The sequence below is a fragment of the Variovorax paradoxus genome (assembly GCF_902712855.1).
GTDB lineage: Bacteria > Pseudomonadota > Gammaproteobacteria > Burkholderiales > Burkholderiaceae_C > Variovorax > Variovorax paradoxus_Q.
Genome location: NZ_LR743507.1, coordinates 4,831,452 through 4,856,633, shown reverse-complemented (window position 1 = coordinate 4,856,633; position 25,182 = coordinate 4,831,452). Strand labels below are relative to the sequence as shown.

Annotated in this window: 32 protein-coding genes; 16 read left to right on the top strand and 16 right to left on the bottom strand. The window is 66.7% G+C overall.

All coding sequences use genetic code 11. The features are described from left to right. The first annotated feature begins 23 nt into the window (after positions 1-23). From aspS to AACL56_RS22895, 9 genes are all read left to right on the top strand, one after another. Positions 24-1,829, top strand: coding sequence for an aspartate--tRNA ligase (gene aspS / locus AACL56_RS22935; RefSeq protein ID WP_339092096.1), 1,806 nt, complete (start codon positions 24-26; stop codon positions 1,827-1,829). 7 nt (positions 1,830-1,836) lie between these two features. Continuing rightward, a complete protein-coding gene (gene nudB, locus AACL56_RS22930) occupies positions 1,837-2,313 on the top strand; it encodes a dihydroneopterin triphosphate diphosphatase (protein ID WP_339092095.1) in 477 nt (158 codons plus the stop codon). Further along, the gene (locus AACL56_RS22925; protein ID WP_339092094.1) at positions 2,310-3,089 is read left to right on the top strand and encodes an endonuclease/exonuclease/phosphatase family protein; all 780 of its coding nucleotides are present in this window, start codon (positions 2,310-2,312) and stop codon (positions 3,087-3,089) included. Before nudB ends, AACL56_RS22925 begins: the two co-directional genes overlap by 4 nt. Before the next feature lie 73 nt (positions 3,090-3,162). Then, on the top strand, positions 3,163-3,894 hold the full coding sequence (folE, locus tag AACL56_RS22920) for a GTP cyclohydrolase I (RefSeq protein WP_339092093.1): 732 nt from the start codon (positions 3,163-3,165) through the stop codon (positions 3,892-3,894). A 3-nt stretch (positions 3,895-3,897) separates the two neighbouring features. After that, the gene (locus AACL56_RS22915) at positions 3,898-4,320 is read left to right on the top strand and encodes a BLUF domain-containing protein (protein WP_339092092.1); all 423 of its coding nucleotides are present in this window, start codon (positions 3,898-3,900) and stop codon (positions 4,318-4,320) included. 102 nt (positions 4,321-4,422) lie between these two features. After that, a complete protein-coding gene (locus AACL56_RS22910) occupies positions 4,423-5,304 on the top strand; it encodes a DMT family transporter (protein ID WP_339092091.1) in 882 nt (293 codons plus the stop codon). Positions 5,305-5,307: 3 nt separating this feature from the next. Continuing rightward, positions 5,308-6,132 (top strand): DUF429 domain-containing protein, encoded by an 825-nt coding sequence (locus AACL56_RS22905; protein ID WP_339092090.1) that lies wholly within the window; start codon positions 5,308-5,310, stop codon positions 6,130-6,132. Positions 6,133-6,253: 121 nt separating this feature from the next. After that, positions 6,254-6,451 carry a CsbD family protein gene (locus tag AACL56_RS22900; RefSeq protein ID WP_339092089.1) on the top strand — a complete coding sequence of 66 codons (198 nt, stop codon included), beginning with the start codon at positions 6,254-6,256 and terminating at the stop codon, positions 6,449-6,451. A gap of 92 nt (positions 6,452-6,543) precedes the next feature. Further along, the gene (locus AACL56_RS22895; protein ID WP_339092088.1) at positions 6,544-7,074 is read left to right on the top strand and encodes a BON domain-containing protein; all 531 of its coding nucleotides are present in this window, start codon (positions 6,544-6,546) and stop codon (positions 7,072-7,074) included. Positions 7,075-7,169: 95 nt separating this feature from the next. Here AACL56_RS22895 and AACL56_RS22890 read toward each other — a convergent pair whose 3' ends face one another. From AACL56_RS22890 to AACL56_RS22865, 6 genes are all read right to left on the bottom strand, one after another. Continuing rightward, positions 7,170-7,727 (bottom strand): ferritin-like domain-containing protein, encoded by a 558-nt coding sequence (locus AACL56_RS22890; protein ID WP_339092087.1) that lies wholly within the window; start codon positions 7,725-7,727, stop codon positions 7,170-7,172. Next, entirely contained in the window at positions 7,724-8,242 is a 519-nt protein-coding gene (locus AACL56_RS22885; protein WP_339092086.1) for a hypothetical protein, read from the bottom strand. The genes AACL56_RS22890 and AACL56_RS22885 overlap by 4 nt, the downstream gene beginning before the upstream one ends. Continuing rightward, positions 8,232-8,612, bottom strand: coding sequence for a phage holin family protein (locus AACL56_RS22880; protein ID WP_339092085.1), 381 nt, complete (start codon positions 8,610-8,612; stop codon positions 8,232-8,234). The genes AACL56_RS22885 and AACL56_RS22880 overlap by 11 nt, the downstream gene beginning before the upstream one ends. Before the next feature lie 38 nt (positions 8,613-8,650). Further along, positions 8,651-9,025, bottom strand: a complete 375-nt coding sequence (locus AACL56_RS22875; protein ID WP_339092084.1) for a hypothetical protein — start codon at positions 9,023-9,025, stop codon at positions 8,651-8,653. Positions 9,026-9,079: 54 nt separating this feature from the next. Further along, the gene (locus AACL56_RS22870; protein ID WP_093133218.1) at positions 9,080-9,244 is read right to left on the bottom strand and encodes a DUF1328 domain-containing protein; all 165 of its coding nucleotides are present in this window, start codon (positions 9,242-9,244) and stop codon (positions 9,080-9,082) included. A gap of 224 nt (positions 9,245-9,468) precedes the next feature. Further along, on the bottom strand, positions 9,469-10,791 hold the full coding sequence (locus AACL56_RS22865; protein ID WP_339092925.1) for a CHASE3 domain-containing protein: 1,323 nt from the start codon (positions 10,789-10,791) through the stop codon (positions 9,469-9,471). Between the two features lie 131 nt (positions 10,792-10,922). Between AACL56_RS22865 and AACL56_RS22860 the strand changes: the two genes are divergently transcribed. Next, complete coding sequence (locus AACL56_RS22860; RefSeq protein WP_007837167.1) at positions 10,923-11,555, top strand: response regulator; 633 nt, start codon at positions 10,923-10,925, stop codon at positions 11,553-11,555. Between the two features lie 40 nt (positions 11,556-11,595). On the opposite strand, the gene AACL56_RS22855 is transcribed toward AACL56_RS22860, so the two are convergent. Continuing rightward, positions 11,596-12,000, bottom strand: a complete 405-nt coding sequence (locus tag AACL56_RS22855; protein ID WP_339092083.1) for a response regulator — start codon at positions 11,998-12,000, stop codon at positions 11,596-11,598. Between the two features lie 237 nt (positions 12,001-12,237). Here AACL56_RS22855 and AACL56_RS22850 point away from each other — a divergent pair, with 237 nt between their 5' ends. After that, a complete protein-coding gene (locus tag AACL56_RS22850) occupies positions 12,238-14,259 on the top strand; it encodes an AsmA family protein (RefSeq protein ID WP_339092082.1) in 2,022 nt (673 codons plus the stop codon). Positions 14,260-14,264: 5 nt separating this feature from the next. On the opposite strand, the gene AACL56_RS22845 is transcribed toward AACL56_RS22850, so the two are convergent. The 3 genes from AACL56_RS22845 to gpmA all read right to left on the bottom strand — a co-directional run bounded on the left by AACL56_RS22845 (position 14,265) and on the right by gpmA (position 17,345). Next, a complete protein-coding gene (locus tag AACL56_RS22845) occupies positions 14,265-15,044 on the bottom strand; it encodes a HesA/MoeB/ThiF family protein (protein ID WP_339092081.1) in 780 nt (259 codons plus the stop codon). Between the two features lie 11 nt (positions 15,045-15,055). Beyond that, positions 15,056-16,498, bottom strand: coding sequence for a S41 family peptidase (locus AACL56_RS22840; protein WP_339092924.1), 1,443 nt, complete (start codon positions 16,496-16,498; stop codon positions 15,056-15,058). 103 nt (positions 16,499-16,601) lie between these two features. Next, on the bottom strand, positions 16,602-17,345 hold the full coding sequence (gene gpmA / locus AACL56_RS22835) for a 2,3-diphosphoglycerate-dependent phosphoglycerate mutase (protein WP_339092080.1): 744 nt from the start codon (positions 17,343-17,345) through the stop codon (positions 16,602-16,604). Positions 17,346-17,451: 106 nt separating this feature from the next. On the opposite strand from gpmA, the gene AACL56_RS22830 reads away from it, so the two are divergent. The 4 genes from AACL56_RS22830 (at position 17,452) to AACL56_RS22815 (ending at position 19,774) form a co-directional block, all read left to right on the top strand. Further along, positions 17,452-17,835 carry a rhodanese-like domain-containing protein gene (locus AACL56_RS22830; protein ID WP_425337075.1) on the top strand — a complete coding sequence of 128 codons (384 nt, stop codon included), beginning with the start codon at positions 17,452-17,454 and terminating at the stop codon, positions 17,833-17,835. A 21-nt stretch (positions 17,836-17,856) separates the two neighbouring features. Further along, on the top strand, positions 17,857-18,117 hold the full coding sequence (grxC, locus tag AACL56_RS22825; protein ID WP_339092079.1) for a glutaredoxin 3: 261 nt from the start codon (positions 17,857-17,859) through the stop codon (positions 18,115-18,117). 127 nt (positions 18,118-18,244) lie between these two features. Then, on the top strand, positions 18,245-18,709 hold the full coding sequence (gene secB / locus AACL56_RS22820) for a protein-export chaperone SecB (protein WP_339092078.1): 465 nt from the start codon (positions 18,245-18,247) through the stop codon (positions 18,707-18,709). A 24-nt stretch (positions 18,710-18,733) separates the two neighbouring features. Then, positions 18,734-19,774 (top strand): NAD(P)H-dependent glycerol-3-phosphate dehydrogenase, encoded by a 1,041-nt coding sequence (locus tag AACL56_RS22815; RefSeq protein ID WP_339092077.1) that lies wholly within the window; start codon positions 18,734-18,736, stop codon positions 19,772-19,774. Positions 19,775-19,835: 61 nt separating this feature from the next. Here AACL56_RS22815 and AACL56_RS22810 read toward each other — a convergent pair whose 3' ends face one another. The 4 genes from AACL56_RS22810 to AACL56_RS22795 all read right to left on the bottom strand — a co-directional run bounded on the left by AACL56_RS22810 (position 19,836) and on the right by AACL56_RS22795 (position 22,218). Continuing rightward, positions 19,836-20,198, bottom strand: coding sequence for a 6-carboxytetrahydropterin synthase (locus AACL56_RS22810; RefSeq protein WP_339092076.1), 363 nt, complete (start codon positions 20,196-20,198; stop codon positions 19,836-19,838). A 31-nt stretch (positions 20,199-20,229) separates the two neighbouring features. Beyond that, positions 20,230-20,877 (bottom strand): 7-carboxy-7-deazaguanine synthase, encoded by a 648-nt coding sequence (gene queE, locus AACL56_RS22805; protein ID WP_339092075.1) that lies wholly within the window; start codon positions 20,875-20,877, stop codon positions 20,230-20,232. Between the two features lie 220 nt (positions 20,878-21,097). After that, positions 21,098-21,934 (bottom strand): segregation and condensation protein A, encoded by an 837-nt coding sequence (locus tag AACL56_RS22800; RefSeq protein WP_339092074.1) that lies wholly within the window; start codon positions 21,932-21,934, stop codon positions 21,098-21,100. A 77-nt stretch (positions 21,935-22,011) separates the two neighbouring features. Further along, a complete protein-coding gene (locus AACL56_RS22795) occupies positions 22,012-22,218 on the bottom strand; it encodes a DUF3460 family protein (protein WP_339092073.1) in 207 nt (68 codons plus the stop codon). Between the two features lie 69 nt (positions 22,219-22,287). Between AACL56_RS22795 and AACL56_RS22790 the strand changes: the two genes are divergently transcribed. Beyond that, positions 22,288-22,764, top strand: a complete 477-nt coding sequence (locus tag AACL56_RS22790) for an outer membrane protein assembly factor BamE (RefSeq protein WP_339092072.1) — start codon at positions 22,288-22,290, stop codon at positions 22,762-22,764. An 18-nt stretch (positions 22,765-22,782) separates the two neighbouring features. On the opposite strand, the gene AACL56_RS22785 is transcribed toward AACL56_RS22790, so the two are convergent. Further along, a complete protein-coding gene (locus AACL56_RS22785) occupies positions 22,783-22,992 on the bottom strand; it encodes a hypothetical protein (protein ID WP_339092071.1) in 210 nt (69 codons plus the stop codon). A 17-nt stretch (positions 22,993-23,009) separates the two neighbouring features. After that, a complete protein-coding gene (gene metG / locus AACL56_RS22780; RefSeq protein WP_339092069.1) occupies positions 23,010-25,106 on the bottom strand; it encodes a methionine--tRNA ligase in 2,097 nt (698 codons plus the stop codon). Positions 25,107-25,182 lie beyond the last annotated feature (76 nt).

The following is a 25,182-nucleotide window of genomic DNA, read 5'->3' as shown; positions in this document are numbered from 1 at the left end:
ACAAGGCGCCGGATTGGATTCCTATGGCCATGCGTACTCACTATTGCGGTCTTGTGACCGAAGCCCTGTTGGGCCAGACCGTCACCCTGTGCGGCTGGGTCAACCGTCGCCGCGACCACGGCGGCGTGATCTTCGTCGACGTGCGCGACCGCGAAGGCTACGTGCAGGTGGTGTGCGACCCCGATCGCGCCTCGACCTTCGGCGTGGCCGAGAACCTGCGCAACGAGTTCTGCGTTCAGATCACCGGTCTCGTGCGCTCGCGCCCCGAAGGCACGACCAACGACCAGCTCAAGAGCGGCAAGATCGAAGTGCTGTGCCACGAGCTCAAGGTGCTCAACCCCTCGGTCACGCCCCCGTTCCTGCTGGACGACGACAACCTGTCGGAAACCACGCGCCTCACGCACCGCGTGCTCGACCTGCGCCGTCCGGCCATGCAGCGCAACATGATGCTGCGCTACAAGGTGACGATGGAGACGCGCAAGTTCCTCGACGCCAACGGCTTCATCGACATCGAGACCCCGATGCTCGGCAAGTCCACGCCCGAAGGCGCGCGCGACTACCTCGTGCCCAGCCGCGTGCACGACGGCAGCTTCTTCGCGCTGCCGCAGTCGCCCCAGCTGTTCAAGCAACTGCTGATGGTGGCCGGCTACGACCGCTACTACCAGATCGTCAAGTGCTTCCGCGACGAAGACCTGCGCGCCGACCGCCAGCCCGAATTCACGCAGATCGACATCGAGACCTCCTTCCTTGCCGAAGAAGAGATCCGCGAGATGTTCGAAGGCATGATCCGCAACGTGTTCCGCAACGCCGCGGACATCGACCTGCCGGTGTTCCCGACCATGACGTACGCGGACGCGATGTTCAAGTACGGTTCGGACAAGCCCGACCTGCGCGTGAAGCTCGAGTTCACGGAACTCACCGAGCTGATGAAGCGCGTGGAATTCAAGGTGTTCTCCAACGCCGCCACCATGGCCGGCGGCCGCGTGGTCGCGCTGCGCGTGCCCGGCGGCGGTGCCGAGGGCGGCCTGTCGCGCGGTGAAATCGACGCATACCAGGAATTCGTCAAGATCTACGGCGCCAAGGGCCTGGCCTACATCAAGGTCAATGACGCCGCCGCCGGTCGCGAAGGCCTGCAGAGCCCGATCGTGAAGAACCTCGACGACAACGCGCTGGCCGAGATCATCGCCCGCACGGGTGCGCGCAACGGCGACATCCTGTTCTTCGGCGCCGACAAGGAAAAGGTCGTCAACGACGCCATCGGCGCGCTGCGCATCAAGATCGGCCACAGCGCCTTCGGCAAGAAGAGCGGCCTGTTCGACGACCGCTGGGCACCGCTGTGGGTGGTCGATTTCCCGATGTTCGAGTTCGACGAGGAAGGCCAGCGCTGGAGCGCCGTGCACCACCCGTTCACCGCACCGAAGGACGGCCATGAAGACCTCATGGACACCGCGCCCGAGAAGTGCATCGCCAAGGCCTACGACATGGTGCTCAACGGCATCGAGATGGGCGGCGGCTCGGTGCGTATCCACCGCGAGGAAGTGCAGAGCAAGGTGTTCCGCGCGCTGAAGATCAGCGCGGAAGACGCGCAGCTCAAGTTCGGCTTCCTGCTGGACGCGCTGCAGTACGGCGCGCCTCCGCACGGCGGCATCGCCATCGGCCTGGACCGCCTGGTCATGCTGATGACCGGCGCCGAGTCGATCCGCGACGTGATCGCCTTCCCCAAGACCCAGCGCGCGCAGGACCTTCTGACGCAGGCGCCGAGCCCGGTCGACGAGAAGCAGCTGCGCGAACTGCACATCAAGCTGCGCAACAACCCCCAGGCCGCCTGACAGCGCCATGACGACCGGTCCCCGGCCCTGGAAGATTCCGGAGTCGGTGCTGGTCGTGATCCACACGCCGGCGCTCGATGTGCTGCTGATCCGGCGTGCGGATGCCGAGACCGACTTCTGGCAGTCGGTCACCGGCAGCAAGGACGCCATCGACGAGCCGCTCGCGCTCACCGCGGCCCGCGAGGTCGGCGAGGAAACCGGCATCCAGTGCGGCGAGGGCACCGGCCTGGCCGCCCAGCTCGTCGACTGGCAGCTGCGCAATGTCTACGAGATCTATCCGCGTTGGCGGGCCCGCTACGCGCCCGGCGTGACCCGCAACACCGAACATCTGTTTGGCCTGTGCGTACCCGATCGCCTCACGCCCGTTCTCGACCCGCGCGAGCACACCGACTGGCGATGGCTGCCATACCGCGAGGCGGCCGATGCCTGTTTTTCCCCATCGAACGCCGAAGCCATCCTGTTGCTGCCAGAATTTGTGCGATGAACCAGCCGGCAACCGCAGCAGCATCCTCGGCAGCGCAGCATCTGCGTGTGGCCACCTACAACATCCACAAGGGCGTGCAGGGCATCGGGCCCGCGCGGCGCCTGGAGATCCACAACCTCGGCCACGCCATCGAGCAGCTCGACGCGGACATCGTCTGCCTCCAGGAGGTGCGCAAGATGAACCGGCAGGCCGCGGCGCGCTTCGCCCGCTGGCCCGAACTGCCGCAGGCCGATTTCCTCGCACCCGAGGGCTACACCGCCGTCTACGAGACCAATGCCGTCACGCGGCACGGCGAACACGGCAACGCCCTGCTTACGCGCTGGCCGGTGATCCGGACCAGCCACCAGGACATTTCCGACCACCGCTTCGAGCAGCGCGGGCTGCTGCACGTGGTGATCGACGTCGAGGGCCAGCCGGTGCACGCCATCGTGGTGCACCTGGGGCTCATCAAGGGAAGCCGGGTGCGGCAGATCGCCCGCCTGCGCGAGTTCATCGACCGCGAGGTGCCGCCGGACGAAGCCGTGGTGGTCGCGGGCGACTTCAACGACTGGGGCGCGCGCATGCGCTACGCCATGAATGCCATGGGCCTGCGCGATACCAGCGACCTGCGCGGTGCGCGCACGCTCACGTACCCGTCGCGCCTGCCGGTGGCGCAGCTGGACTTCGTCTACGGACGCAGGCTGCAGCCGATGGCGTGCGCGGTTCCGCGCGGTCCCATCTGGGCCCGCATGTCCGACCACCTGCCGTTGGTCGCCGATTTCACGCTACTCAATTGATAGCAACACTCCAAGAAGGGGCGGGCGCTAGCGGCCCGAATGCCCTGGAGTCATTCACTGGTACGATCCCGCCATGCTGAGGAAAACCGACGTCGAACCGCGCCCCGATCGAAACGACGATGACGAGGGTACGCCCGTCTCCGTGAAGATCCGCGAGCGCATCACCGCCGCGCGCAAGCGCTTCAATGCCAACGACAACATTGCCGAGTTCATCGAGCCCGGCGAGCTCGAGGCGCTGCTCGACGAGGTCGAAGTCAAGATGAAGGGCGTGCTCGAAAGCCTGGTCATCGACGTCGAGAACGACCACAACACCGACAACACCGCGCGCCGCGTCGCCAAGATGTACGTCAACGAGGTGTTCCGCGGCCGCTACGTCACCGGCCCCTCGCTCACCGAATTCCCCAACGCCGAGCACCTGAACGAGCTGATGATCGTCGGCCCGATCACGGTGCGCAGCGCCTGCTCGCACCATTTCTGCCCGATCATCGGCAAGCTCTGGATCGGCGTGATGCCCAACGAGCACACCAACGTGATCGGCCTGTCGAAGTACGCGCGCCTGGCCGAATGGGTCATGGGTCGTCCGCAGATCCAGGAAGAAGCCGTGGTGCAGCTGGCCGACCTGATCCAGGAAAAGACGCAGCCCGACGGGCTCGCGCTGGTCATGGAAGCCGAGCATTTCTGCATGGCCTGGCGCGGCGTGAAGGAAATGGACAGCAAGATGATCAATTCCGTGATGCGCGGCGTGTTCCTCAAGGACCCGAGCCTGCGCCGCGAATTCCTTTCTCTCCTTCCCCGAAAGAGCTGAGCCATGCTGGTCCGACTTCTCTACGCCAGCCGCGCCGTCGACACCAGCCCGCAGGCCATCGAAGCGATCCTTTCGCAATCGCGCACGCACAACACCGCGTGCGGCATCACCGGCATCCTCTGCTATGGCGCCGGCACCTTCCTGCAGGCCATCGAAGGCGGCCGCATGGCGATCAGCGAGCTCTACGGCCATATCCAGCGTGACGCGCGCCACAAGGACGTGGTGCTGCTGCACTACGAAGAGATCTCCGAACGCCGCTTCGGCGGCTGGACCATGGGGCAGGTCAACCTGTCGAAGCTCAACGCCTCGACGCTGCTGAAGTACTCCGAGAAGCCCGAGCTCAACCCGTACGCGGTATCGGGCAAGGTCTCGCTGGCGCTGCTGGAAGAACTGATGGCCACCGCCGCCATCGTCGGGCGCCACTAGAACGTGGCTTTCACGCCCGGCATTTCGTCTCGTCCGCGCTTCCCGAAGGGGCCGCTCGCGCATCCGGGCACTCCGGTGGCGCACGGCCTCGCATAGCCCGAGGTGCCGCTCTCCGCGTTCGCCCTGATCCTGCTGGCCGGGATCATCCACGCCGCCTGGAACATCGCCGCCAAGAAGGCGAACGGCGATGCGCGCTTCAGTTTTCAGACCAGCGTGTTCAACATGCTCGTCTGGGCGCCCGTGGGCATCACCCTGGGGTGGAACGTGGTGCCGGGCTGGGGGCTCAACGAGTGGGGCTTCGTGGTGCTCAGCGCCGTGCTCCACATCTTCTATTTCATCGTGCTGCTGCGCGGCTACCGCAAGTCCGACCTCACGGTGGTCTATCCGCTGGCGCGCGGCTCGGGGCCGCTGCTGTCGTCGCTGGTGGCCGTGCTTTTCCTCGGCGAGAAGATCAGCCTCGTCGGCGTGGCAGGCATCCTGGGCGTGGTGGGGGGCGTGTTCCTCGTGGCCGGCGGGCCGAAGCTGTGGCGCAAGGCGCACGACCCGGCGCAGCGCGAGCGCGTGCACAAGGGCATCCGCTACGGGGTTCTCACCGGCGGCTTCATTGCGGCATATACGGTGGCTGACAGCTACGCGGTCAAGTTCCTCGCGATGTCGCCCATCCTGCTCGACTATTTCGGCAACCTCGTGCGCATGGTGCTCCTGGCGCCCGTCGCGCTGAAGGACCGTGCGACCACCGTGCGCATGTGGCGCGCGCAATGGAAGTACGCGCTGCTGGTGGCGACGGTGAGTCCCGTGTCGTATGTGCTGGTGCTGTATGCGGTGCAGCAGGCGCCGATCTCGCATGTCGCACCGGCGCGCGAGGTCTCGATGCTGTTCGCTGCGCTGATTGGCGGCCACCTGCTGCGCGAGGGCGACCGGCTGCTGCGCGTGCTGGGCGCGCTGTTCATCGCAGCGGGCGTGGTGGCGCTGGCCCTGGGCTGAGCCATGCTGCTGTTCGGCTGCGACTTCTCGAGCGCGCCGACGCGGCGCAAGCCCATCGTGGTGGCGACCGGCGAGATGGCCGACGCCGGCCGTGTGCGGCTGACTGGCCTGAAGCGGTTCAACACGCTCGATGAATGGGGCGAATGGCTGTGCACCACGCCCGAATGGGTCGCCGGTTTCGACTTTCCTTTCGGGCTGCCGCGCGAACTGGTCGAGCACCTGGGCTGGCCTTCGGCGTGGGAGCCGCTGATGGCGCACTATGCCGGCCTGAGCCGCGCCGAAATCCGAACCACCTTCGCCGCCTTCTGCGCGGCCCGCCCCGTCGGCGGCAAGTTCGCACACCGCGCGGCGGACCTTCCGGCGGGCTCCAGCCCGTCGATGAAATGGGTCAATCCGCCGGTGGCCTACATGCTCCACGCGGGCGTGCCGCGGCTGCTGGCCGCCGGCGCGCGCATTCCGGGGCTGCACGAAGGCGCTCAGGCCGGGCGCGTGGCACTGGAGGCCTACCCGGGTCTGCTGGCGCGCGACCTGGTCGGACGCCGCAGCTACAAGAGCGATGACCTCGCGAAACAGACACCCGAGCGGCTGCTCGCCCGCACCGACCTGCTGGCTGCACTTGAAGCCGGCTCCGGACGCCTGGGCCTCGCGCTGGACACCACCGCGGCGCAGCGCGCGGAGCTGTGTGCAGATGGGCGCGGCGACGACATCGATGCCGTGCTGTGCCTGCTGCAGGCCGCGTGGGGCTTGCTGCGGGCGGACAGTCCCGGCCCCGGGTTCGGGCTGCCGAAAGCCGTCGATCCGCTTGAAGGATGGATCGTCACTGCCTGAGCCTTGTTGTCCTACATCGCTTCGGGCTTCCGGCGGCGTTCCCGTTTTCCGGCCAGCGCCTAGATTGAAACCGGTGGCTCATTCCGGGTCCACGCATTTCACTCAAAGGAAGGAAAGCATCATGAACAAGGATCAAGTCGCAGGCCGTGTCGAGGAAGCCAAGGGCAAGGTCAAGGAAGCCGCCGGCAAGGTCGTCGGCAATGAAAAGCTGCAGGGCGAAGGTCTGGCCGACCAGGCCGCCGGCAAGGTCCAGAAGACCTACGGCGACGTGAAGGAGAAGACCAAGGACGCCATCAAGGACGGCGCCGACAAGCTGTGATCCGGCAAAGGGGGCTGCGCGCGCCCGCTTCGGGCGTCCGCAGCCCCTTTTTCATGGGTTGACCGACAGACATGCGTCGACAGGAGGTTTCCATGCGCAAGACACAAGACACTCGCATTCCGTTTGCCGCCATGCCGCGTTCGCGTGCCTGGTTGGCCGTTGTTGCCGCCGGCGCCGTGCTGGCGCTGGCCGGCTGCGACAAGTCCGACAACCGCACCGCCGGCGAGAAGCTCGACAGCGCGGTCGCCAAGACCGAACAGGCCGCACAGACCGCCGCTGCCAAGACCGGCGAAGCCATGAAAGAAGCCAAGGCGAAGGTCGATGCCTCGGGCACCACGACCGAAGTGAAGGAAGGCATGGCCAACGTCAAGGAGGCCGCCAAGGACGCCGGTGCCGCAGTGAGCGCCACCGTTGACGACGCGGCCATCACGGCCTCCGTCTCTGCAGGCCTGGCCAAGGACCCCGACCTCAGCGCGATCAAGATCAATGTCGACACCAAGGCAGGTGCCGTGAGTCTGAAGGGACCGGCTCCCACGGCTGCAGCCAAGGCCCGTGCCGAAGAGATCGCCAAGGGCGTGCAGGGCGTGACCTCGGTAGACAACCAGCTCGAAGTGAAGGGCTGAGCTCCGGCGGCGACAGGATCGTTCGGTCGCCGCAGTGGCCCGACCCACAAAAAAGCCCGGGATGTCCCGGGCTTTTTCATTGGAGGCTGGCCTCGTCAGTGGCCCAGCCAGTCCTTCAGTTCGTCGGCATGCTCTTCCTCGTCGGAAAGAATGTCCTCGAGCATGCGGCGCGTGGTCGGGTCCTTGTCGCCGATCAGGTTGATCATCTGGCGGTACGACTCCACGGCGATGCGTTCGGCGATCAGGTTGGCGCGCACCATCGACTGCAGGTCGGTCGACTCGTCGTACGAAGCGTGGCTGCGCTGTTGCAGGTGATCGGGCGCGAAGTCGGGTTCGCCGCCCAGTTGCACGATGCGTTCCGCGATGCGGTCGGCGTGGGCGGACTCTTCGTTGGCGTGCACCAGGAATTCGTCGGCAATGGCCGGCGACTCGACGCCGTTGGCCGTGAAGTAGTGGCGCTTGTAGCGCAGCACGCAGACCAGCTCGGTGGCCAGCGCGTCGTTCAGCAGCTTGACTACGTCGTCGCGCCAGGGACCGTAGCTTGGCGTGACGGCACCTTCGTCGAGGCTGTTGCGCGCGGCATCGAGGCCGCGCTGGTCCAGTTCCAGGTGCTTGTGCGCCTGGTCCTTGGATGATGAAACATCGGCTTTCATGGTGGATCCTTTCGTGGGGGGCTTGTGGTTTTCTGCATCAACGTGGTCACGATGTCCGCCACGTCGGATGTCTTGAGTACCGCTGCCAGCACTGCCGTGACCGACAGCAGCCGCCACGGCTTGACGAGCACCACTACCGCACCGGTGGCCGCGGCGATCGCCATGAGCTTGGCAGGCTGCTTGCGCGCGTAGTTCTCGAGCAGCGGGCGAGCCAGCTGTCCAGCGGCATGCGCGGGATGGCGCTGCCACCATCGCTCGGCCAGGCTGCGGCCGACGGAGAACCAGACGTTCCCGCCGAGACCACCGCGACGGCCGGTCCGGGGGGTTGCGTCTGCCGGGTCATGGTGTTCGTACTCGAGGTCGTCGCCTCCGTCATCCTGCAGGAGGCCGGACGGCGCCGGCTGGCGAACGTGTTCGCGAGGTGCGTCTGCGCCTCCGTGCAGCTGCCGCACGAATGCGCGGCGCGAAAGCGCCAAGCGCTGCTGCGGCGTGAGGGGCAGGCGCTCAACGCTCACGACGCGCTCCGGCTTCGTGCAAGGCCTGCAGGTCTGCGTCGAGTTGCGCGCGCAGGTCGTCGAAGCCGTGGCCGGGGCTCGGCCGCGCCGCGTACCAGCCGCAGATAGCGGCGATCAGCACGGCCATGCCGGGAACGATCACCAGCACCCAATGGAAGCTGCCGTGAAGCACACCGAGCAGCACGGCCACGCCGATGAGCCCCAAGGCCAGCATGGCGCTGGCCGCCGCCAGGACGCCCGCTACGACTCGGGCGACGATGCCGCGCCCGGCTTGCGCAGTTTCCTGGCGGACGAGGGCGGCGTAGTTGGCGAGGTGGTCAGCGACGAGTTCCGGATGCCCGAGCACCGTGGAAAAAATCGGATGAAGCATGGTGCCGGGAATCGGTGGAACGACAGGGACTCAGCGGATCAGTAGTCGTCCCGGCTGCGGCGGCTGGCCAGCACGATGAGTGCGGTGATGGCGGCACCGGCGGCAGCCGCGATGAGCACGGAGCGCACCGGCTGGTCGGAGATGTAGCGGCCGGTCACGTCGGCGGCAGCCTCCAAGCGGCGCTGTGCGCGTGCGCTGGTGGTGGACGCGGCGTCCAGGCCGCGCTGCACGGCCTGCTGCACGCGGGCTGCGAGTTGCTCGACGGCCGGCTCTGCGTCGCGACGCAGTTCGCGGACCTTTTCGCCCGCCGCATTCACCGCGTTCTGTGCATAGGCGCGCGTCGATTCCACCGCGTCGTTGGCGGTCTGGCGTGCGTCGTCGGCGAGTTGCGAGGGGGTCTTGGTCGTGTTCATGTGAAAGTCCTTTCCGGGAAGATGAAATGCGGAAGCCTGTTGATCGTAACGACGCTACTTGCGTCGGAGCAAGCCGGCAAGGAAGCTGGCAATCGCGAGGATGGCGAAGATCACGAACAGGATCTTCGCGATGCCCACCGCGCTGGCGGCGATGCCGCTGAAGCCGAGCAAGGCGGCGATCAGCGCAATGACCAGAAACACCACTGCGTAATGCAACATGCGGAACTCCTTCGAGGCTGGCCTCGTTGTTGTCTTGAATTAAAGCCCCGTCCGCCACCCCCTTACGGGGAGAAACGGATGGCACAGGAGCAACATTAAGTGGGGGTGCCGGCCGGACCTGTCAGCGGTCGGGGGCGGGGTGCGTAGGAGATGGCCGAGTCACCCGGCGAGGCAGCCGCGAAGCGTGCCGCGGCCCGCATACCAGCCCGGTTCTGCGGGCCGGATCACGCCGCCGGCTTGACCACCGGCAGCATCGCGCTGAGGCGTGTTCCCTCGCCGGGCGTCGAGGCGATCGTGAGCTTGCCGCGCGCCGCCTCCACCCGGTGCCGCATGCCGGCCAGCCCGTGGGTGGACGGCCGCACGCGCTGCGTGTCGAAGCCCTTGCCGTTGTCCGCCACCTCGACGATCACGTGGTTCTCGTAGTTCTTCATCACGATGGTGGCCTCGCTCGCATCGGCGTACTTGCCGATGTTGGTCAGGCTTTCCTGAACCATGCGATAGATGGTGAGCTGGCGCGACTCGTCCATGGTCACCGGTTCCAGCGCCATCTCGATCTCCAGGCCCGAGCGCTCGGCAAACTCCCGGCCCAGGATCTCCAGCGAAGCCACCAGCCCGAGGTTGGACAGCGACGACGGCCGCAGGTCCTCGATGATGCGGCGCTTCAGGGCGATGCCGCTGTTGAGCAGCTCGGTCAGATGCTGCAGCCGCTGGATCGCATCGGGCGTATCGGCCAGGCGCGACTTCAGGCGCGCCACGTCGAGCTTGGCGGCGGTCAGCAGCGAGCCCAGTTCGTCGTGCAGCTCGCGGGCGAGATAGCCGCGCTCGGTCTCGCGGACGTCCTGCAGGTGGGTCGCCAGCTCGGCCAGCGAGGCGGTGCGCTCGCGCACTTCGCCCTCCAGTGCATTGCGCTCGCGTTGCAGCGCCTCCTGCTGGCGTTCGCCGATGGAGCGAAGCGCATGGGTCTGCCGCAGGTACAGGAAGAATGCGATCAGCGCAGCCAGGGCGACGATGGCGGTACCGATGCGCGCCAGCCGCAGCGAGCGCAGCACCTGGTCCTGACGCTGGTGCAGCGTGGTGTTGCTGATGCGGACCAGCTCGCCGGCCGTCGTGCGGATGGCATCCATTTCCTCGCGGCCGACGTCGGTGGTGATGACGAACTTCCACGCGTCTTCCTTGCCGTCCTGGCGCAGCCGCACGCTCATGTCCATCTCGGCCACCTTGCGCAGCACGTGCTTGGAGAGCTCGGTGAGCTGCGTGAGTTCGGCGGATCGGCCGGCGTAGAGGCGGCGCAGGGTGGCCAGGTGGCCGTCGACCTCCTTGACTGCGTTGTCGTAGGGTTGTCTGTAGCTGGCCTCGCCGGTCAGCAGGTAGCCTCTCTGTCCGGTCTCGGCGTCCAGCATGTTCTGCAGGATCTGGTTGAGCGTGCTGCGCACCTGCTGCGCCTCTTCGATGTCGGCAAGCGCACGGCTCGACTGCCGGTAGCCGGCCTCGTTGATGCCGACGAGCGCCAGCGCGGCCAGCGCCGCGAGCAGCAGGCTCACGGCCATTTTTGGAGGGGCTAGCCAGTGCATGAAACTTTCAGGGATGCTTGCAGTGCAAGATCGTGAATAATTGACAACATTCAGGGACCCGGCATGTTGCGACCCGCAAGTCCGCAACACAACGACGAAAGTAACAGATGATCAAAATTGGAATTGTGGACGACCACGCCATCGTGCGATCTGGCCTCCGGCAGTTCTTCTCCGAGCACGTGGACCTGCGCGTGGCGGGTGAGGCGGCCAGCGGGCGCGAAGCCATCGAACTGGTGCGCACCACGGAGCTGGACGTGCTGGTCATGGACCTTTCGATGCCCGGGCAAAGCGGTATCGACGCGCTCGCCATGATCCGCGCCAAGGCGCCGGACGTGGGCATCCTCATCCTGAGCGGCTACCCCGAGGAGCACTACGCGATGAACCTGATCCGTCAGGGCGCGAGCGGCTACCTCAACAAGGAGTGCGATCCGATCGAGATCGTCAATGCCATTCGCACCATTTCGCTTGGCCGGCGCTACATCACCCCCGCCGTGGCCGAACTGCTGGCCCGCCAGCTTGACCGCAAGGACGATGCCGCCCCGCACGAACAACTGTCGGAACGCGAGTTCCAGGTGTTCCTGAAGCTGGCCAAGGGCGAAACGGCCGGCGATATCGCCAAGACCTTGTCGCTGTCGGTGAAGACGGTGAGCACCTACCGCACACGTCTGATGGAGAAGATGAACCTCTCTTCCAACAGCGACCTCACCTACTACGCGCTGAAGAACAAGCTGATCGACTGAGGGCGCCACGGCGGCAGCAGGGACAACCCCGCCTTCCGCCTCAGTCCGCCCCTGGGGCCGGGCGCAAGGCCCGCGCCTGCACCAGGCAAAAATCGACAAGCGCGTCGATTTCGTTCGACTTGTCGAACACTGCGTCGACGCCGAATTCGGCGCAGCGCCGACGGATGTCGGGCGTCGCGTAATTGCTGAGCACCACCACCTTCTGGACCGGCCTGCGTTGCTGGCAGGCCTGCAGGATGCCAAGGCCGCTCCCCTGCTTGAGGAACAGGTCGACGATGACCAGGTCCCACTCGCCGTCGTGGGTTCCAAGCCATGTGCGCGCGTCGTTCTCCGTCTCGGCAAAGCCGACGACGGTGGTACAGGTGAGCTCTTCCAGAGTGCCAATGAGGTTTTCACGGATCGTGAGGTTGTCTTCGACGACGTATGTCTGCAATCTGGAATCCATGCCGAACCGCGCTTCCTATGTCGTTGGCAGTTGCGTTCGCAGCGTCCCGCTGATCGGAATGCCTGACCAGGGAGGGTGGAAGCATGCCGTCACGCATCATGCAAGCTTCGTGGACCGCATGCTGTAGGCGGGTTCCGACGCATTCGCAATCCCGCCGATTTCCGTAGGCGATACCTCACGGTCCGTGCGGTGCATGGCCGACCCGGGGCGTCGCTCGGGCGGGTTAACAAGCACAACATGGCAACGAACACCCTTCGCACCCGGCGTTTCTCCTGGCCGCTCTGGCAGAAGTTGCTGGCGTCGGTCGTGCTGCTGTTAGCGGCGCTGGTCCTCGTGGTCATCTTTTTCCCATGGGACGTTCTGCGCGAGCCGCTGAACCGTTACGTCAGCGAGAAGACGGGGCGCAAGTTCGAGATCACCCGGCGCCTCGATGTCGGCGTGGGCTGGCGGCAGGCCACGGTGAAGTTCGACGGCATCGAGTTCGCCAACCCGTCGTGGGCGCGCGATCCCTATCTGGTAAAGGCCGACCGGGCCGAATTCGACATCCGCATCTGGCCGCTCATCTCGAGCAAGATCGTGATACCGCGGCTTTCGCTGTCTTCTCCGACAGTGGGCCTGCAGATGGAAGCCGACGGGCGCCGCACCTGGGCGTTCGGCAAGGACACATCCGACGGCGGTACCGTGCCCGACATCGGCACGATCCAGGTCGACACCGGCGCTGTCGACTTCCTCGCCAAGCACCTGGGCGTCGATGTCCATGCCGACCTGAGCTACGACACCTCGCGCGGTGAGTTGCCGCTGGACTACCGCATCAAGGGCCGCTACAAGGGGCAGCCGCTGACCGCCAACGGGCGCACCGGCAATGTTCTGCAGATCAATGCCGCTGGCGCGCCGCCGTTTCCGATAGAGATCAACGCTGCCGCCGGGCAGACCCAGCTCAAGGCCGCAGGCACCGTGGCTGCGCTGTCCGATCTCGACGGCATCGACGCCACCTTCCAGATCAAGGGCCAGACGCTGGGTGCGCTGTTCCCGCTGCTGGGCATCGCACTGCCGCAGACCTCCCCGTACGCGCTGAGCGGCAAGCTGGGCAAGCGCGGCAAGCTCTGGGAGGCCAACGCCCTGAAAGGCAAGCTGGGCCTCTCCGACATTTCCGGCGACATGAAATTCGACCAAGCCGGCAAGCTGCCGCACCTCACGGGCGACCTGCGTTCGCGCGTCATGGACATGGACGACCTCGGTCCGCTGATCGGTTTGCCGCCGACGGCGCGCACGGCGAGCACGGTCGAGGGCGTGGCCCCGCCACCGACCGTGACGCAGGTCAAGCGCCCCGGCGGCAAGGTGCTGCCCACCGCGCCACTGGACTTCGAGCGTCTGCGCGCCATGAATGCCGATGTGAAGTACACGGCGGACAGGATCCAGAACGTGCGCGACATCCCGCTCGACCGCGGCAGCGTGCAGGTCAAGCTCGACAACGGCGTTCTCACGCTCGATCCGCTCGACCTTGGCGTGGCGGGCGGCAAGCTGGCCGGCGCGATCCGCATCGACGCCTCGAAGAATCCGGCGGACATCCGCGCTTCGCTCGACGTGCGCGCCATGCAGCTGGCGCGCCTGATTCCCAAGCTCGAAACCACAGGCAACAGCGTCGGCCGGCTGGATGGCCGGATCAATCTGTCGGGCTCCGGCAGCACCGTGGCGAACTGGCTGGGCGGCGTGTCGGGCGACGTGGCGATCATTTCGGGACGCGGGCAGTTCGGCAACCTGCTGCCGGTGTTCGCTACGCTGGTGGGCGGCGACATCATCAAGTTCCTGCTGCGCGGCGACCGCAATGTGGAACTGCGCTGCGCTGCCATCGCATTCGACGTGAGCAAGGGCCTGATGAACAGCCGCACCGTGGTGCTGGACACCACCAACGCGGTGTTCACCGCCGCCGGCCAGGCCAATCTCGCCACCGAGTCGCTGGACTTCGTGGTCCGCCCGGAGCCGAAGAGCAAGAACATCCTGTCGATCCGTACGCCCCTGGTGGTGAGCGGCACCTTCGGCAATCCGCGCGGGGGCCTGCAGGTCGCTCCGCTGGCCGAACGGGGCCTGGCGGCGCTGGCGCTGGGGGCGATCAATCCGCTGCTGGCGCTCGCCGCGACCATCGAGAACGGTCCGGGGGAGGACGCCGATTGCAAGAGCGTGCTGGCCGACGCGAACAAGCCCACGGCAGGCGCGGCCGCCAATGGCGCCGCGCGCGCCAAGAGCGCGAAGCAGCCCTGAGGGGGTTAGGCGACGGCGGGTGGGTGCGCCGCGGCAGGGCGCTGTGCGCAAACGCTGCAGCCGGGGTCGCGTGCGACGCGCAGCGTGTCGAACGAGGTGCTTCGCCCGTCGAACATCAGCAGCTTGCCCGCCAGCGACGGGCCGATGCCGGCCAGCAGCTTGAGCGCCTCGCTCGCCTGCAGCGTGCCGATGGTGCCCACCACCGGGCCGAAGACGCCCAGCACAGCACACCTCGTTTCCTCGAAGGCCGCGTCGGGCGGGAACAGGCAGGCGTAGCAGGGTGAGGAAGGATCGCGCGTGTCGTAGACGCTCAGCTGCCCGTCGAAGCGGATTGCCGCACCGGCGACCAGTGGCCTGGCGTGCATCACACAGGCCCGGTTGACGGCCTGCCGGGTGGCGAAGTTGTCGCAGCAATCGACCACCACGTCGGACTCCGCGACCAGGCGCGACAACAGCGCCTCGTCCGCGCGCAGCGCGTGGGTGGCGATGGAAATGTCCGGATTGATGTCGCGCATGGCCTGCGCAGCGGATTCGACCTTGGCCAGCCCGACGCGCGCCTGCGTGTGGGCCACCTGGCGCTGGAGATTGGTGAGATCGACCTCGTCGTCGTCGACCAGCGCGATGTGGCCGACGCCTGCTGCCGCGAGATACAACGCCACCGGCGAGCCCAGCCCGCCGGCGCCGATGACGAGAACCTTCGAGGCACTGACGCGCTCTTGCCCGTCGATGCCGAATTCCTCGAGAAGGATGTGGCGCGAGTAGCGCAGCAGCTCGCTATCTTCCATGCGCCACCGGATCAGTTTTCCTTCTTCTCTTCCTTGTTGTCGACGATCACCTGCGTCTTGCTGACCAGCACCGGCTGGCCCTTCAGGCGGTTGAGCGCCTGAACCAGCGGGAAGTCCTTGTCGGTGCCGAACTCGGGCACCTTGCGGTCCTGCGGCGGCTTCTTGGCTTCTTCCTCGAGGCGCTTGCGGGCTTCGTCGCGGGCCTTCTCGCGTTCCGGGTCCTTGACTTCGGGGCCCTGGCCGCTGGCCAGGTGCTTCTCGAGGTCGGCCTCGCGCATGCGCAGGGCCGCGAACGGGCTGCCTTCGGCGCTTTCGTCGACCAGCACGTTGGGCACGATGCCCTTGGCCTGGATCGAGGTGCCGCTCGGCGTGTAGTAGCGCGCCGTGGTGATCTTCAGGCCGGTGTCGGGGCCGAGCGGGCGAACCGTCTGCACCGAGCCCTTGCCGAAGGTCTGGCTGCCCATGATGGTGGCGCGCTTGTGGTCCTGCAGCGCACCGGCCACGATCTCGCTGGCCGAAGCGGAACCCTCGTTCACCAGCACCACCAGGGGCACGTTCTTCAGCGCGGCCGGCAGGCTGCGCAGAGGGTCGCTGCCCGAACGGCGCTGGTAGAACTCCGGCGCCGCCTTGTAGACCGACTTGCTTTCCGCGAGCTGGCCGTCCGTGGTGACCACCGTGACGTTCTCGGGCAGGAAGGCCGACGACACCGCCACCGCTGCGTCGAGCAGGCCGCCCGGGTCGTTGCGCAGGTCGAGCACCAAGCCCTTGAGGTTCGGGTCTTCCTTGTACAGCTCGTCGATCTTCTTGACGAAGTCATCGACGGTGCGTTCCTGGAACTGCGACAGGCGGATCCAGCCGTAGCCGGGTTCGATCATCTTGCCGCGGACCGATTGCGTGCGGATCTCTTCGCGCGTGATCGTCACCGGGAAGGTGCGGCTCTCGTCCTTGCGGAAGATGGTCAGCAGCACCTTGGTGTTGGCTTCGCCGCGCATGCGCTTGACCGCCTCGTTCAGCGACAGGCCGCGCACCGCGGTGTCGTCGATCTTGGTGATCAGGTCGTTCGGCTTCAGGCCGGCGCGGAACGCCGGGGAGCCCTCGATGGGCGAGACGACCTTGATCAGGCCGTCTTCCTGGGAAATCTCGATGCCCACGCCGACGAACCGGCCGGTGGTGCCTTCCCTGAATTCCTTGAAGGACTTCTTGTCGAAGTACTGGGAGTGCGGGTCGAGCCCGGCAACCATGCCGGAAATGGCGTCGGAGATGAGCTTCTTCTCATCGACCGGCTCCACGTAATCGCTCTTGACCATGCCGAAGACGGCAGCGAGTTGCTGGAGCTCCTCGAGCGGCAGCGGCGCAAGCGATCCGCGTGCGACTGTCTGCAGCGAAACGGTGGTCAGGACGCCGGCAACGGCGCCGGCGGCGACCCAGCCGGTGATCTTCAGTTTGTGGCCCATCATGAGTGCTTGTCCTTGTCGGCGGCTGTCGAACCAATATACACAGCTTGGAAGCAAATTGCCTGCCGGGGTTCCACGAAGTGGCCGGCAGGCTGGGGTTTCTTCAGCCCTTGCCCTGCGAAGCGACTGCAGCGGCGGCCTGTTCGGCGGCGGCGGCGTCGCCCAGGTAGTAGTGGCGCAGGGGCTTGAGGTCGTCGTCGAGCTCGTAGACCAGCGGAATGCCGTTCGGGATGTTCAGGCCGACGATGGCGTCGTCCGAGATGCCGTCGAGGTACTTCACCAGGGCGCGGATCGAGTTGCCGTGGGCCGCCACCACCAGCCGGCGGCCGGTGCGGATGGCCGGGGCCATCGACTCGTTCCAGAAGGGCAGCACCCGCGCGACCGTGTCCTTCAGGCATTCCGTGAGGGGGATCTGCTCGGGCGACAGCTTGGCGTAGCGCACGTCGCCGCGCTCGCTGCGCGGGTCGTCGGCTTCCAGCGGCGGGGGCGGGGTGCCGTAGCTGCGCCGCCACACCAGCACCTGGTCGTCGCCGTACTTCTTGGCGGTTTCGGCCTTGTTCAGGCCTTGCAGGCCGCCGTAGTGGCGCTCGTTCAGGCGCCAGGAATGCACCACGGGCAGCCAGGTGCGGTCAAGCTCGTCGAGCGTGTGCCACAGGGTGCGGGTGGCGCGCTTGAGCACGCTCGTGTAGGCGACGTCGAAATCGTAACCTTCAGCCTTGAGCAGCCGGCCGGCCTGCTTGGCCTGCTCCACGCCGGTCTCGGTCAGGTCGACGTCGGTCCAGCCGGTGAAGCGGTTTTCGAGATTCCAGGTCGATTCGCCATGGCGGATCAATACCAGTTTGTGCATGTGGGAGGCCTTTGGCTGCGCTTGCGGAAACCTCGCATTCTAAAATCCCCGGTTTGCCATTCAAGGAACCCCCGTGAAATTGATCGAATTCGTCACCGCGAACTGGATGCTGATCCTGATCGCGCTCAGCTCGGGAGCCATGCTGGCCTGGCCGCTGGTGCGCGGGGCAGGCGGCGGAACGCTCACGGCGCAGGGTGCCGTCCAGCTCATCAACCGCGAGCGCGCAGTGCTCGTCGACGTGCGCGAGCCCGAGGAGTTCGCCACCGGCCACATGATCGGCGCGAAGAACGTGCCGCTCAACCAGCTCGAGGAAAAGCTCGCAGCCGCCGTCAAGAACAAGAACGTGCCGCTGCTCCTGGTCTGTGCCACCGGGGCCCGCGCCCAGCGCGCCGTGGCCATCGCCAAAAAGCTCGGTTACGAGCAGGCCCAAGCCGTGTCCGGCGGGCTCAAGGCCTGGAAAGACGCTAACCTGCCGGTTGAAAAAGCTTAGGGTCTTCCCAAGGTAGAGAGCATGCAAGCCGTCAAGATGTACACCACCGCCGTCTGCCCCTATTGCATCCGTGCAAAGCAGATCCTGAAGTCCAAGGGTGTCGAGCAGATCGAAGAAATCCGCATCGACAGCGACCCCCAGGCCCGCGCCACGATGATGGAAATCACCCAGCGCCGCACGGTGCCGCAGATCTTCATCGGCGAGACGCACGTCGGCGGCTGCGACGACCTGATGGCCCTCGACAGCCGCGGCGGCCTCGTCCCTCTTCTGCAGGGCGCCTGAAACACAAAGCAACCGGCGTCACGAAGGTGGCCCGGTCGTGGGGCGATAATCGTTCGCTCATCCATCTGCAGCCCGCTGCGGGAACCTCTCCCCGGCGGGCATTGTTTTGATCCTCGAAAGTTCAGCCATGGCCGACCAGCAAGCCCAAGATCCCGTTTTCCAGATCCAGCGCGTCTACCTCAAGGACCTGTCGCTCGAGCAGCCCAATTCGCCCGCGATCCTGCTGGAGCAGGAGCAGCCCACCGTCGACATCCAGCTCGGCGTGGACGCCCAGCCCGTGGCTGACGGCATCTTCGAGATCACCGTGTCGGCCACCGTGCAGACCAAGATCCAGGACAAGACCGTGTTCCTGGTCGAAGCCAAGCAGGCTGGCATCTTCGAGATCCGCAACCTGCCGGAAGAGCAGATGGGTGCCATCCTCGGCATCGCCTGCCCGCAGATCGTGTACCCCTATCTGCGCGGCAACGTGGCCGACGTGATCCAGCGCGGCGGCTTCCCACCCGTGCACCTGGCCGAAATCAACTTCCAGGCGATGTACGAACAGCAGCAGGCTCAGGCCGCCGGCCAGGCCGCTCCGACCCTGGCCCAGTAAACCGGCCCGACGACGCCAACGCCGATGAAGATCTGCGTTCATGGCGCCGGTGCCTGGGGCACGGCCGTCGCGGTCAATGCGGCCGCCCGCCACGAGGTCACGCTCTGGGCGCGCGATGCCGCCCAGGCCGACGCCATGTCGGCCGCGCGTGAAAACACCCGCTACCTGCCCGGGCTGGCCCTGCCAGCCTCGCTGGCCGTGCGCGCCGGCGACATCGCCCAAGCGCAGGCTGGCGCCGACCTCGTCATCGTGGCCACGCCCATGGCCGCCCTGCGCGAACAGCTCGTTGCCCTGCGCGGCACTGCGGCGCAGGTGGCCTGGCTGTGCAAGGGCGTCGAGCCCGCGCTCGACACGTCTCCAACATCGGTCGGCCTGCTTGCCCACGAGATCTGGACCCAGGTCGCTCCTGATTTGAGAGCGGGCGTGCTTAGCGGCCCCAGCTTTGCGCAGGAGGTCGCCGAAGGCCGTCCGACCGCGCTGGTGGCTGCCAGCCCGCACGCCGGCGTGCGCGATGCACTGGTCGACGCTTTCCACGGTCCCGCGCTGCGCGTCTATGCCAACGAGGACATCGTCGGCGTGGAAGTGGGCGGCGCGGTCAAGAACGTGCTCGCCATCGCCACGGGCCTGTGCGACGGGCTTGCACTGGGCCTGAACGCGCGAGCGGCGCTCATCACCCGCGGCCTGGCCGAGATGACCCGCTTCGGCCTCGCGCTGGGCGCTCGCGCCGAGACATTCATGGGTCTCTCGGGCCTGGGCGATCTGGTGCTGACCGCCACTGGCGACCTTTCGCGCAATCGCAAGGTCGGCTTGCTGCTGGCCCAGGGCCGCACACTGGCCCAGGCCGTCGATTCGCTCGGCCATGTCGCCGAAGGCGTGTATTGCGCCCGTACCGTGGTGCAGCGCGCGCGCGGCCTCGGCATCGAGATGCCCATCGCCGAGGGCGTGGTCGCCTTGCTCGACGGTCGCGTGAGCCCGCAGGACGCTGTGGCCGCGCTCACCGGCCGCGATCCGGTGCCGGAGTCGGTCCAGGCGGCCGGGCCTGCGGTTCCTCGTCAACTCCCTTGAAGCCGAGCCTTCTTCGCGGGCCTCCTGTCGCTCGCGGGAAGGGTGCAGGACCGCGTTCTGCCTAAAACTCGACGCTGCAGGAGTCCCCCAGCGCCTCGCGCCAGACTTTCACCCGCGCCAGCGACGCCCTCAGGTCGGGCAGCGCCTGCGCGATGAACACGCACAGGTTCTCCAGCGTCGGCGGGTGCAAACCCGGCACGTCGTCCAGCAGATGATGGTCGAGCTGCCCGCGGACGTCTTCCAGGCGCCGCCGCAGCAATCCCAGGTCCACCACCATGCCGGTCGCGGGATCCCGTTCTCCGGCGAGCCAGACCTCGGCGTGGTACGTGTGGCCGTGGATACGGCGGCTGCCTTCCACTTCGATCTCGCGCTTCAGCGTGTGGGCGGCGTCGAAGAAAAAGCGTTGGCTGATGGTGAATCGCATCGTCGGAAAGTCCAGGAAAAAGGCGGCCGCTTCAGCGGATGCCGGTGATCTTGTGCGTCTGCACGCTCAGGCGCCATGCGGGCTGCCGCATGCATTGCGCAATGCACAGCTCGGTGTTCGCGGCCCGTTCGGGTCCGTCCATCGGCTGCAGGAAGCGATGGGTGAATTCGCCGGCGCGCGCCATCGCGTCGAGGTCGAACCCGGGTTGCGGCCACACCAGCTTCAGTTCCTGTCCGCACTGCTGCACCCACGGCGCGCCGGCCTTGGGGCTGATGCACAGCCAGTCGATGCCCGCGGGCGCCTCGACCGTGCCGTTGCTCTCCACCGCGATGCGGAAGCGCCGCGCATGCAGCGCATCGACCAGCGCCGTGTCGACCTGCAGCAGCGGCTCTCCGCCGGTCAGCACCACCAGGCGATGGCCGGCGCTCATCGGGTCATCGGCCGGCCACTGCGCGGCGATGGTGTCGGCCAGCAGCTCGGCGGTCCTGAACTTGCCGCCCAGCGTTCCGTCGGTGCCGACGAAGTCGGTGTCGCAGAACCGGCACACGGCGGTGTCGCGATCGGCCTCGCGGCCGCTCCAGAGGTTGCAGCCGGCGAAGCGGCAGAACACGGCCGGCATGCCGGCCTGTCCGCCTTCGCCCTGCAGGGTGTAGAAGATTTCCTTGACGCTGTAGCTCATGATGGTTGGGTCTTTCCCTGCGGGCGTCGGTGGCCGGGCATCCTGGAAAGAAAAACGGAAAGGGTGAGGGAGGGCGATCAGCCGGCCGGCGGCGCCGGCACCGCGGTTGCGGCCGGCTCGGCAGGCGGCGAACGATCAGGGCCGCAATGCGTGCGGCCGCTGGTAATGGAAGCGTCGAGGTCGCGCACGGCGGACGTCATGGAAATCAGCCGGCGAACGGTCAGGCGGGCGAGTAGGCCAGCCGCACGTAGATGGGAGCGAAGGCTTCCGCCTGCGTGATGTCGATCAGCGTCTCCTTCGCGAGTTCGAGCATCGCGATGAAGGTGACGATCAGGACCGGCGTGCCGCGCGACACGTCGAACAGTTTCTCGAATTCGACGAAGCGCTGGCCCTGCAAGTGGCGCAGCACGATGCTCATGTGCTCGCGCACGTTGAGTTCTTCGCGCGAGATCTTGTGGTGCTGCACAAGCTTGGCGCGCTTCATGATGTCGGCCCACGCATCGCGCAGCTCGACCACGTCGACCTCCGGGAAGCGCGGCTTGAGCGACTGCTCGATGTAGACCTGCGCCTTCCAGAAGTCGCGCCCGTAGGTCGGCATGGCACTGATGGCGGCCGCCTGCAGCTTGGTCTGCTCGTATTCGAGCAGGCGGCGCACGAGTTCGGCGCGCGGGTCTTCTGCTTCTTCGCCGTCGGCCACCTTCTTGGGTGGCAGCAGCATGCGCGACTTGATCTCGATGAGCATCGCGGCCATCAGCAGGTACTCGGCCGCGAGCTCGAGGTTCGTCTGGCGGATCTCGTCGACGTAGCTCAGGTACTGCCGCGTGAGCCCCGCCATCGGGATGTCGAGGATGTTGAAGTTCTGCTTGCGGATCAGGTAGAGCAGCAGGTCCAGCGGGCCTTCGAAGGCCTCGAGGAACACCTGCAGCGCCTCGGGCGGGATGTACAGGTCCTTCGGCATCGCGAAGAGCGGCTCGCCATAGAGCCTCGCGAGCGCGACCTGGTCCACCACGTCGGGCATGGCGACCACCAGCGTGCCGTTGTCCTCGTCGCCGTTCATCGGATGCTTGCTATTGATTCAATAGCGAGACACGCAGGAAGGATGGACGTTTGCTGCCAATTCGGCATTGGCGCGGGTTACTTCGTCTGGGTCTGGTAGACGTAGGGCTGCTGGGGCACGCGGGCTTCGCTGTATTCCTCGAGCAGGCTGCGGTCGAGGTGCTTGTCCCAGAGCAGGGCGCGGCCGGCGCGCTGTTCGGCTTCGAGCGTGGGCTTCTTTTCCTTCATCTCCTCGATGAAGTTGGTGATCTCGGAAGAGTAGTGGGGGCGACGGAAGATGGACATAGACTGGACCTTTATGGCGCGAATTTTACCGGGGTCGGCATGACGCAACGGCGAGGATGGCAGATCGGCATGGCAACGGCGTTCCTGGCGGCTGTCGCCGGCCTTGCCGCATGCGACACGAACAACATCAGCGAGCTTGAGGAAGGCGTCTCCACCGAGGCCGACGTGCGCGCCCGTTTCGGGCAGCCCGAGAACGTCTGGGACGCGCCCGCCGGTGCCCGCGTGTTCGAGTACAACCGCCAGCCCGCGGGCCAGAAGAACTACATGATCACCATCGGCGCCGACGGAAAGATGAGCGCGCTGCGCCAGGTGCTCACGCCGGAGAACTTCGCCCGCGTGCAGCCCGGCCTGATGATGGAAGACCTGCGCAAGCTGCTCGGCAAGCCCGCCAAGGTCACGCCCTATGCGCTCAAGCGCGAGACCGAATGGGAATGGCGCTGGGTGCAGCCGCCGAACTCCCCCATGGTCTTCACCGCCACGCTGAACGACGACCAGCGCGTCGTGCGCAGCGGCTCTTCGCCCGACCGGGGCACCGAAGCCCCCTGATCCGGCGGGGCCTGTGGTTCACTGGCCGTCGGGAATCACCGCATCGGCCGCGGCGCCCACGGCCTTGCCGGTGATGCGCGCGGTGCCGATCGCCGCATCGGCCGCGAGGCCGACCGCGCCGGCACCCACGCTCACCGCGGTACTCGCCACCGACACGACCGCGCAGCCGCTCAACGCGGCGCAGAGCGACAGCAGCAGGAGGGCGCGGCGCAGCAGCGTGGTGGTCATGGTGTGGTCCTCGCAGTTCAGCGAACGCGCATGCCCGGCGTGGCGCCCGGCCAGGGTTCGAGCACGTGGATGCCCGGGTGGGCCTTTTCGTCGCCGTGGCTGGCCGCCAGCACCATGCCTTCGCTCACGCCGAACTTCATCTTGCGCGGCGCGAGGTTGGCGACCAGCACCGTGAGCTTGCCTACCAGCTGCTCGGGCTGGTAGGCCGACGCGATGCCGCTGAAGACGTTGCGGGTCTTGCCTTCGCCGGCGTCGAGCGTCAGGCGCAGCAGCTTGGTCGAGCCCTCGACCTTCTCGCAGGCCACGATCTTCGCGATGCGCAGGTCGATCTTCGCGAAGTCGTCGATGGTGATGGTAGGAGCGATGGCCTCGCCGCCCGGCAGCGTCTGCGTGTCCACCGCGGCGGACGCGGCGGCGGGAGCTTCGGGCGCGTCGAACAGCTTGTCGACCTGCTTCGCGTCGGCGCGCTGCATCAGGTGCTTGTAGTCGCCGATGGCGTGGCCGGCAGGCAGCGCCTGCGCGGCGTCCGGCCAGGCCAGCGGAGCGATCTTCAGGAAGGCCTCGACGTTCACCGCCAGCGCCGGCAGCACCGGCTTCAGGTACAGCGTGAGCAGCCGGAAGGCTTCGATGCAGACGGTGCACACATCGTGCAGCCGCGCCTCGGCGCCTTCCTTCTTGGCCAGCTCCCAGGGCTTGTTCTGGTCGACGTACTCGTTCACCTTGTCGGCCAGCGCCATCACCTCGCGCAGCGCGCGGGCGTAGTCGCGGCCGTCGTAGAGCGAATGGATCTGGCCGGCCGCCTCGCGCAGCGCGAACAGCAGTGCGTCGCCGTCGGCCGACACCTCGCCCAGCTTGCCCTCGAAGCGCTTGCCGATGAAGCCCGCCGCGCGGCTGGCGATGTTGATGTACTTGCCCACCAGGTCGCTGTTGACGCGGGCGACGAAGTCCTCGGGGTTGAAGTCAATGTCCTCGTTGCGGCCGTTGAGCTTGGCCGCGATGTAGTAGCGCAGCCATTCGGGGTCGAGGCCGATCGAGAGGTACTTGAGCGGGTCGATGCCGGTGCCGCGGCTCTTGCTCATCTTCTCGCCGCTCACCGTGAGGTGGCCGTGCACATACACCGCGTCGGGCGCCTTGCGGCCGCTGAAGTGCAGCATCGCGGGCCAGAACAGCGTGTGGAAGGTGATGATGTCCTTGCCGATGAAGTGCACCTGCTCCAGGTCGGGGTCGGCCATGTACTCGGTGTACGAGATGCCGTCGCCGCCGAGCTCGATGCAGCGCTTGTCCAGCAGGTTCTTCAGCGATGCCAGGTAGCCCACGGGCGCATCGAGCCACACGTAGAAGTACTTGCCCGGCGCATCGGGAATCTCGATGCCGAAGTAGGGCGCGTCGCGGCTGATGTCCCAGTCGCCGAGGCCGCCCTTGCCTTCGTCGTCCTTGTAGAGCCACTCGCGGATCTTGTTCTGCACTTCGCTCTGCACATGGCCGGGCGCGGCGGTCCATTCCTTGAGGTAGGCCTCGCAGCGCGGGTCGGACAGCTTGAAGAAGAAGTGCTCCGAGCTGCGCAGCTCGGGCTTGGCGCCCGACAGTGCCGAGTAGGGGTTGATCAGCTCGGTCGGCGCGTACACGGCGCCGCACACCTCGCAGTTGTCGCCGTACTGGTCCTTGGCGTGGCAGTTGGGGCACTCGCCCTTGATGAAGCGGTCGGCCAGGAACATGCCCTTTTCGGGGTCGTAGAACTGCTCGACGCTCTTCGTGCTGATCAGGCCGTTGGCGCGCAGGTCGCGGTAGATGTCCTGGGCCAGCTGGTGGTTCTCGGGCGCGTCGGTCGAGTGCCAGTTGTCAAAGGAGATGTGGTAGCCGTCCAGGTAGGGCTTGCGGCCCGCGGCGATCTCGGCCACGAAGGCCTGCGGCGTCACGCCGGCCTTGTCGGCCGCGATGGTGATGGCCGCGCCGTGTGCGTCGTCGGCGCACACGAAGTTGACCTCGGCACCGTTCATCCGCTGGTTCCGCACCCAGATGTCGGCCTGGATGTACTCCATCATGTGGCCGATGTGGAACTTGCCGTTGGCGTACGGCAGGGCGGTGGTGACGAAGAGCTTGCGCGGGGCGGACATCGGGAGGGCGCTTTCGGGAGTGGTACGGACGGAACCGGGCATTTTAGGTGGCCCGGTCGCCGCGCGGGTTTGATGG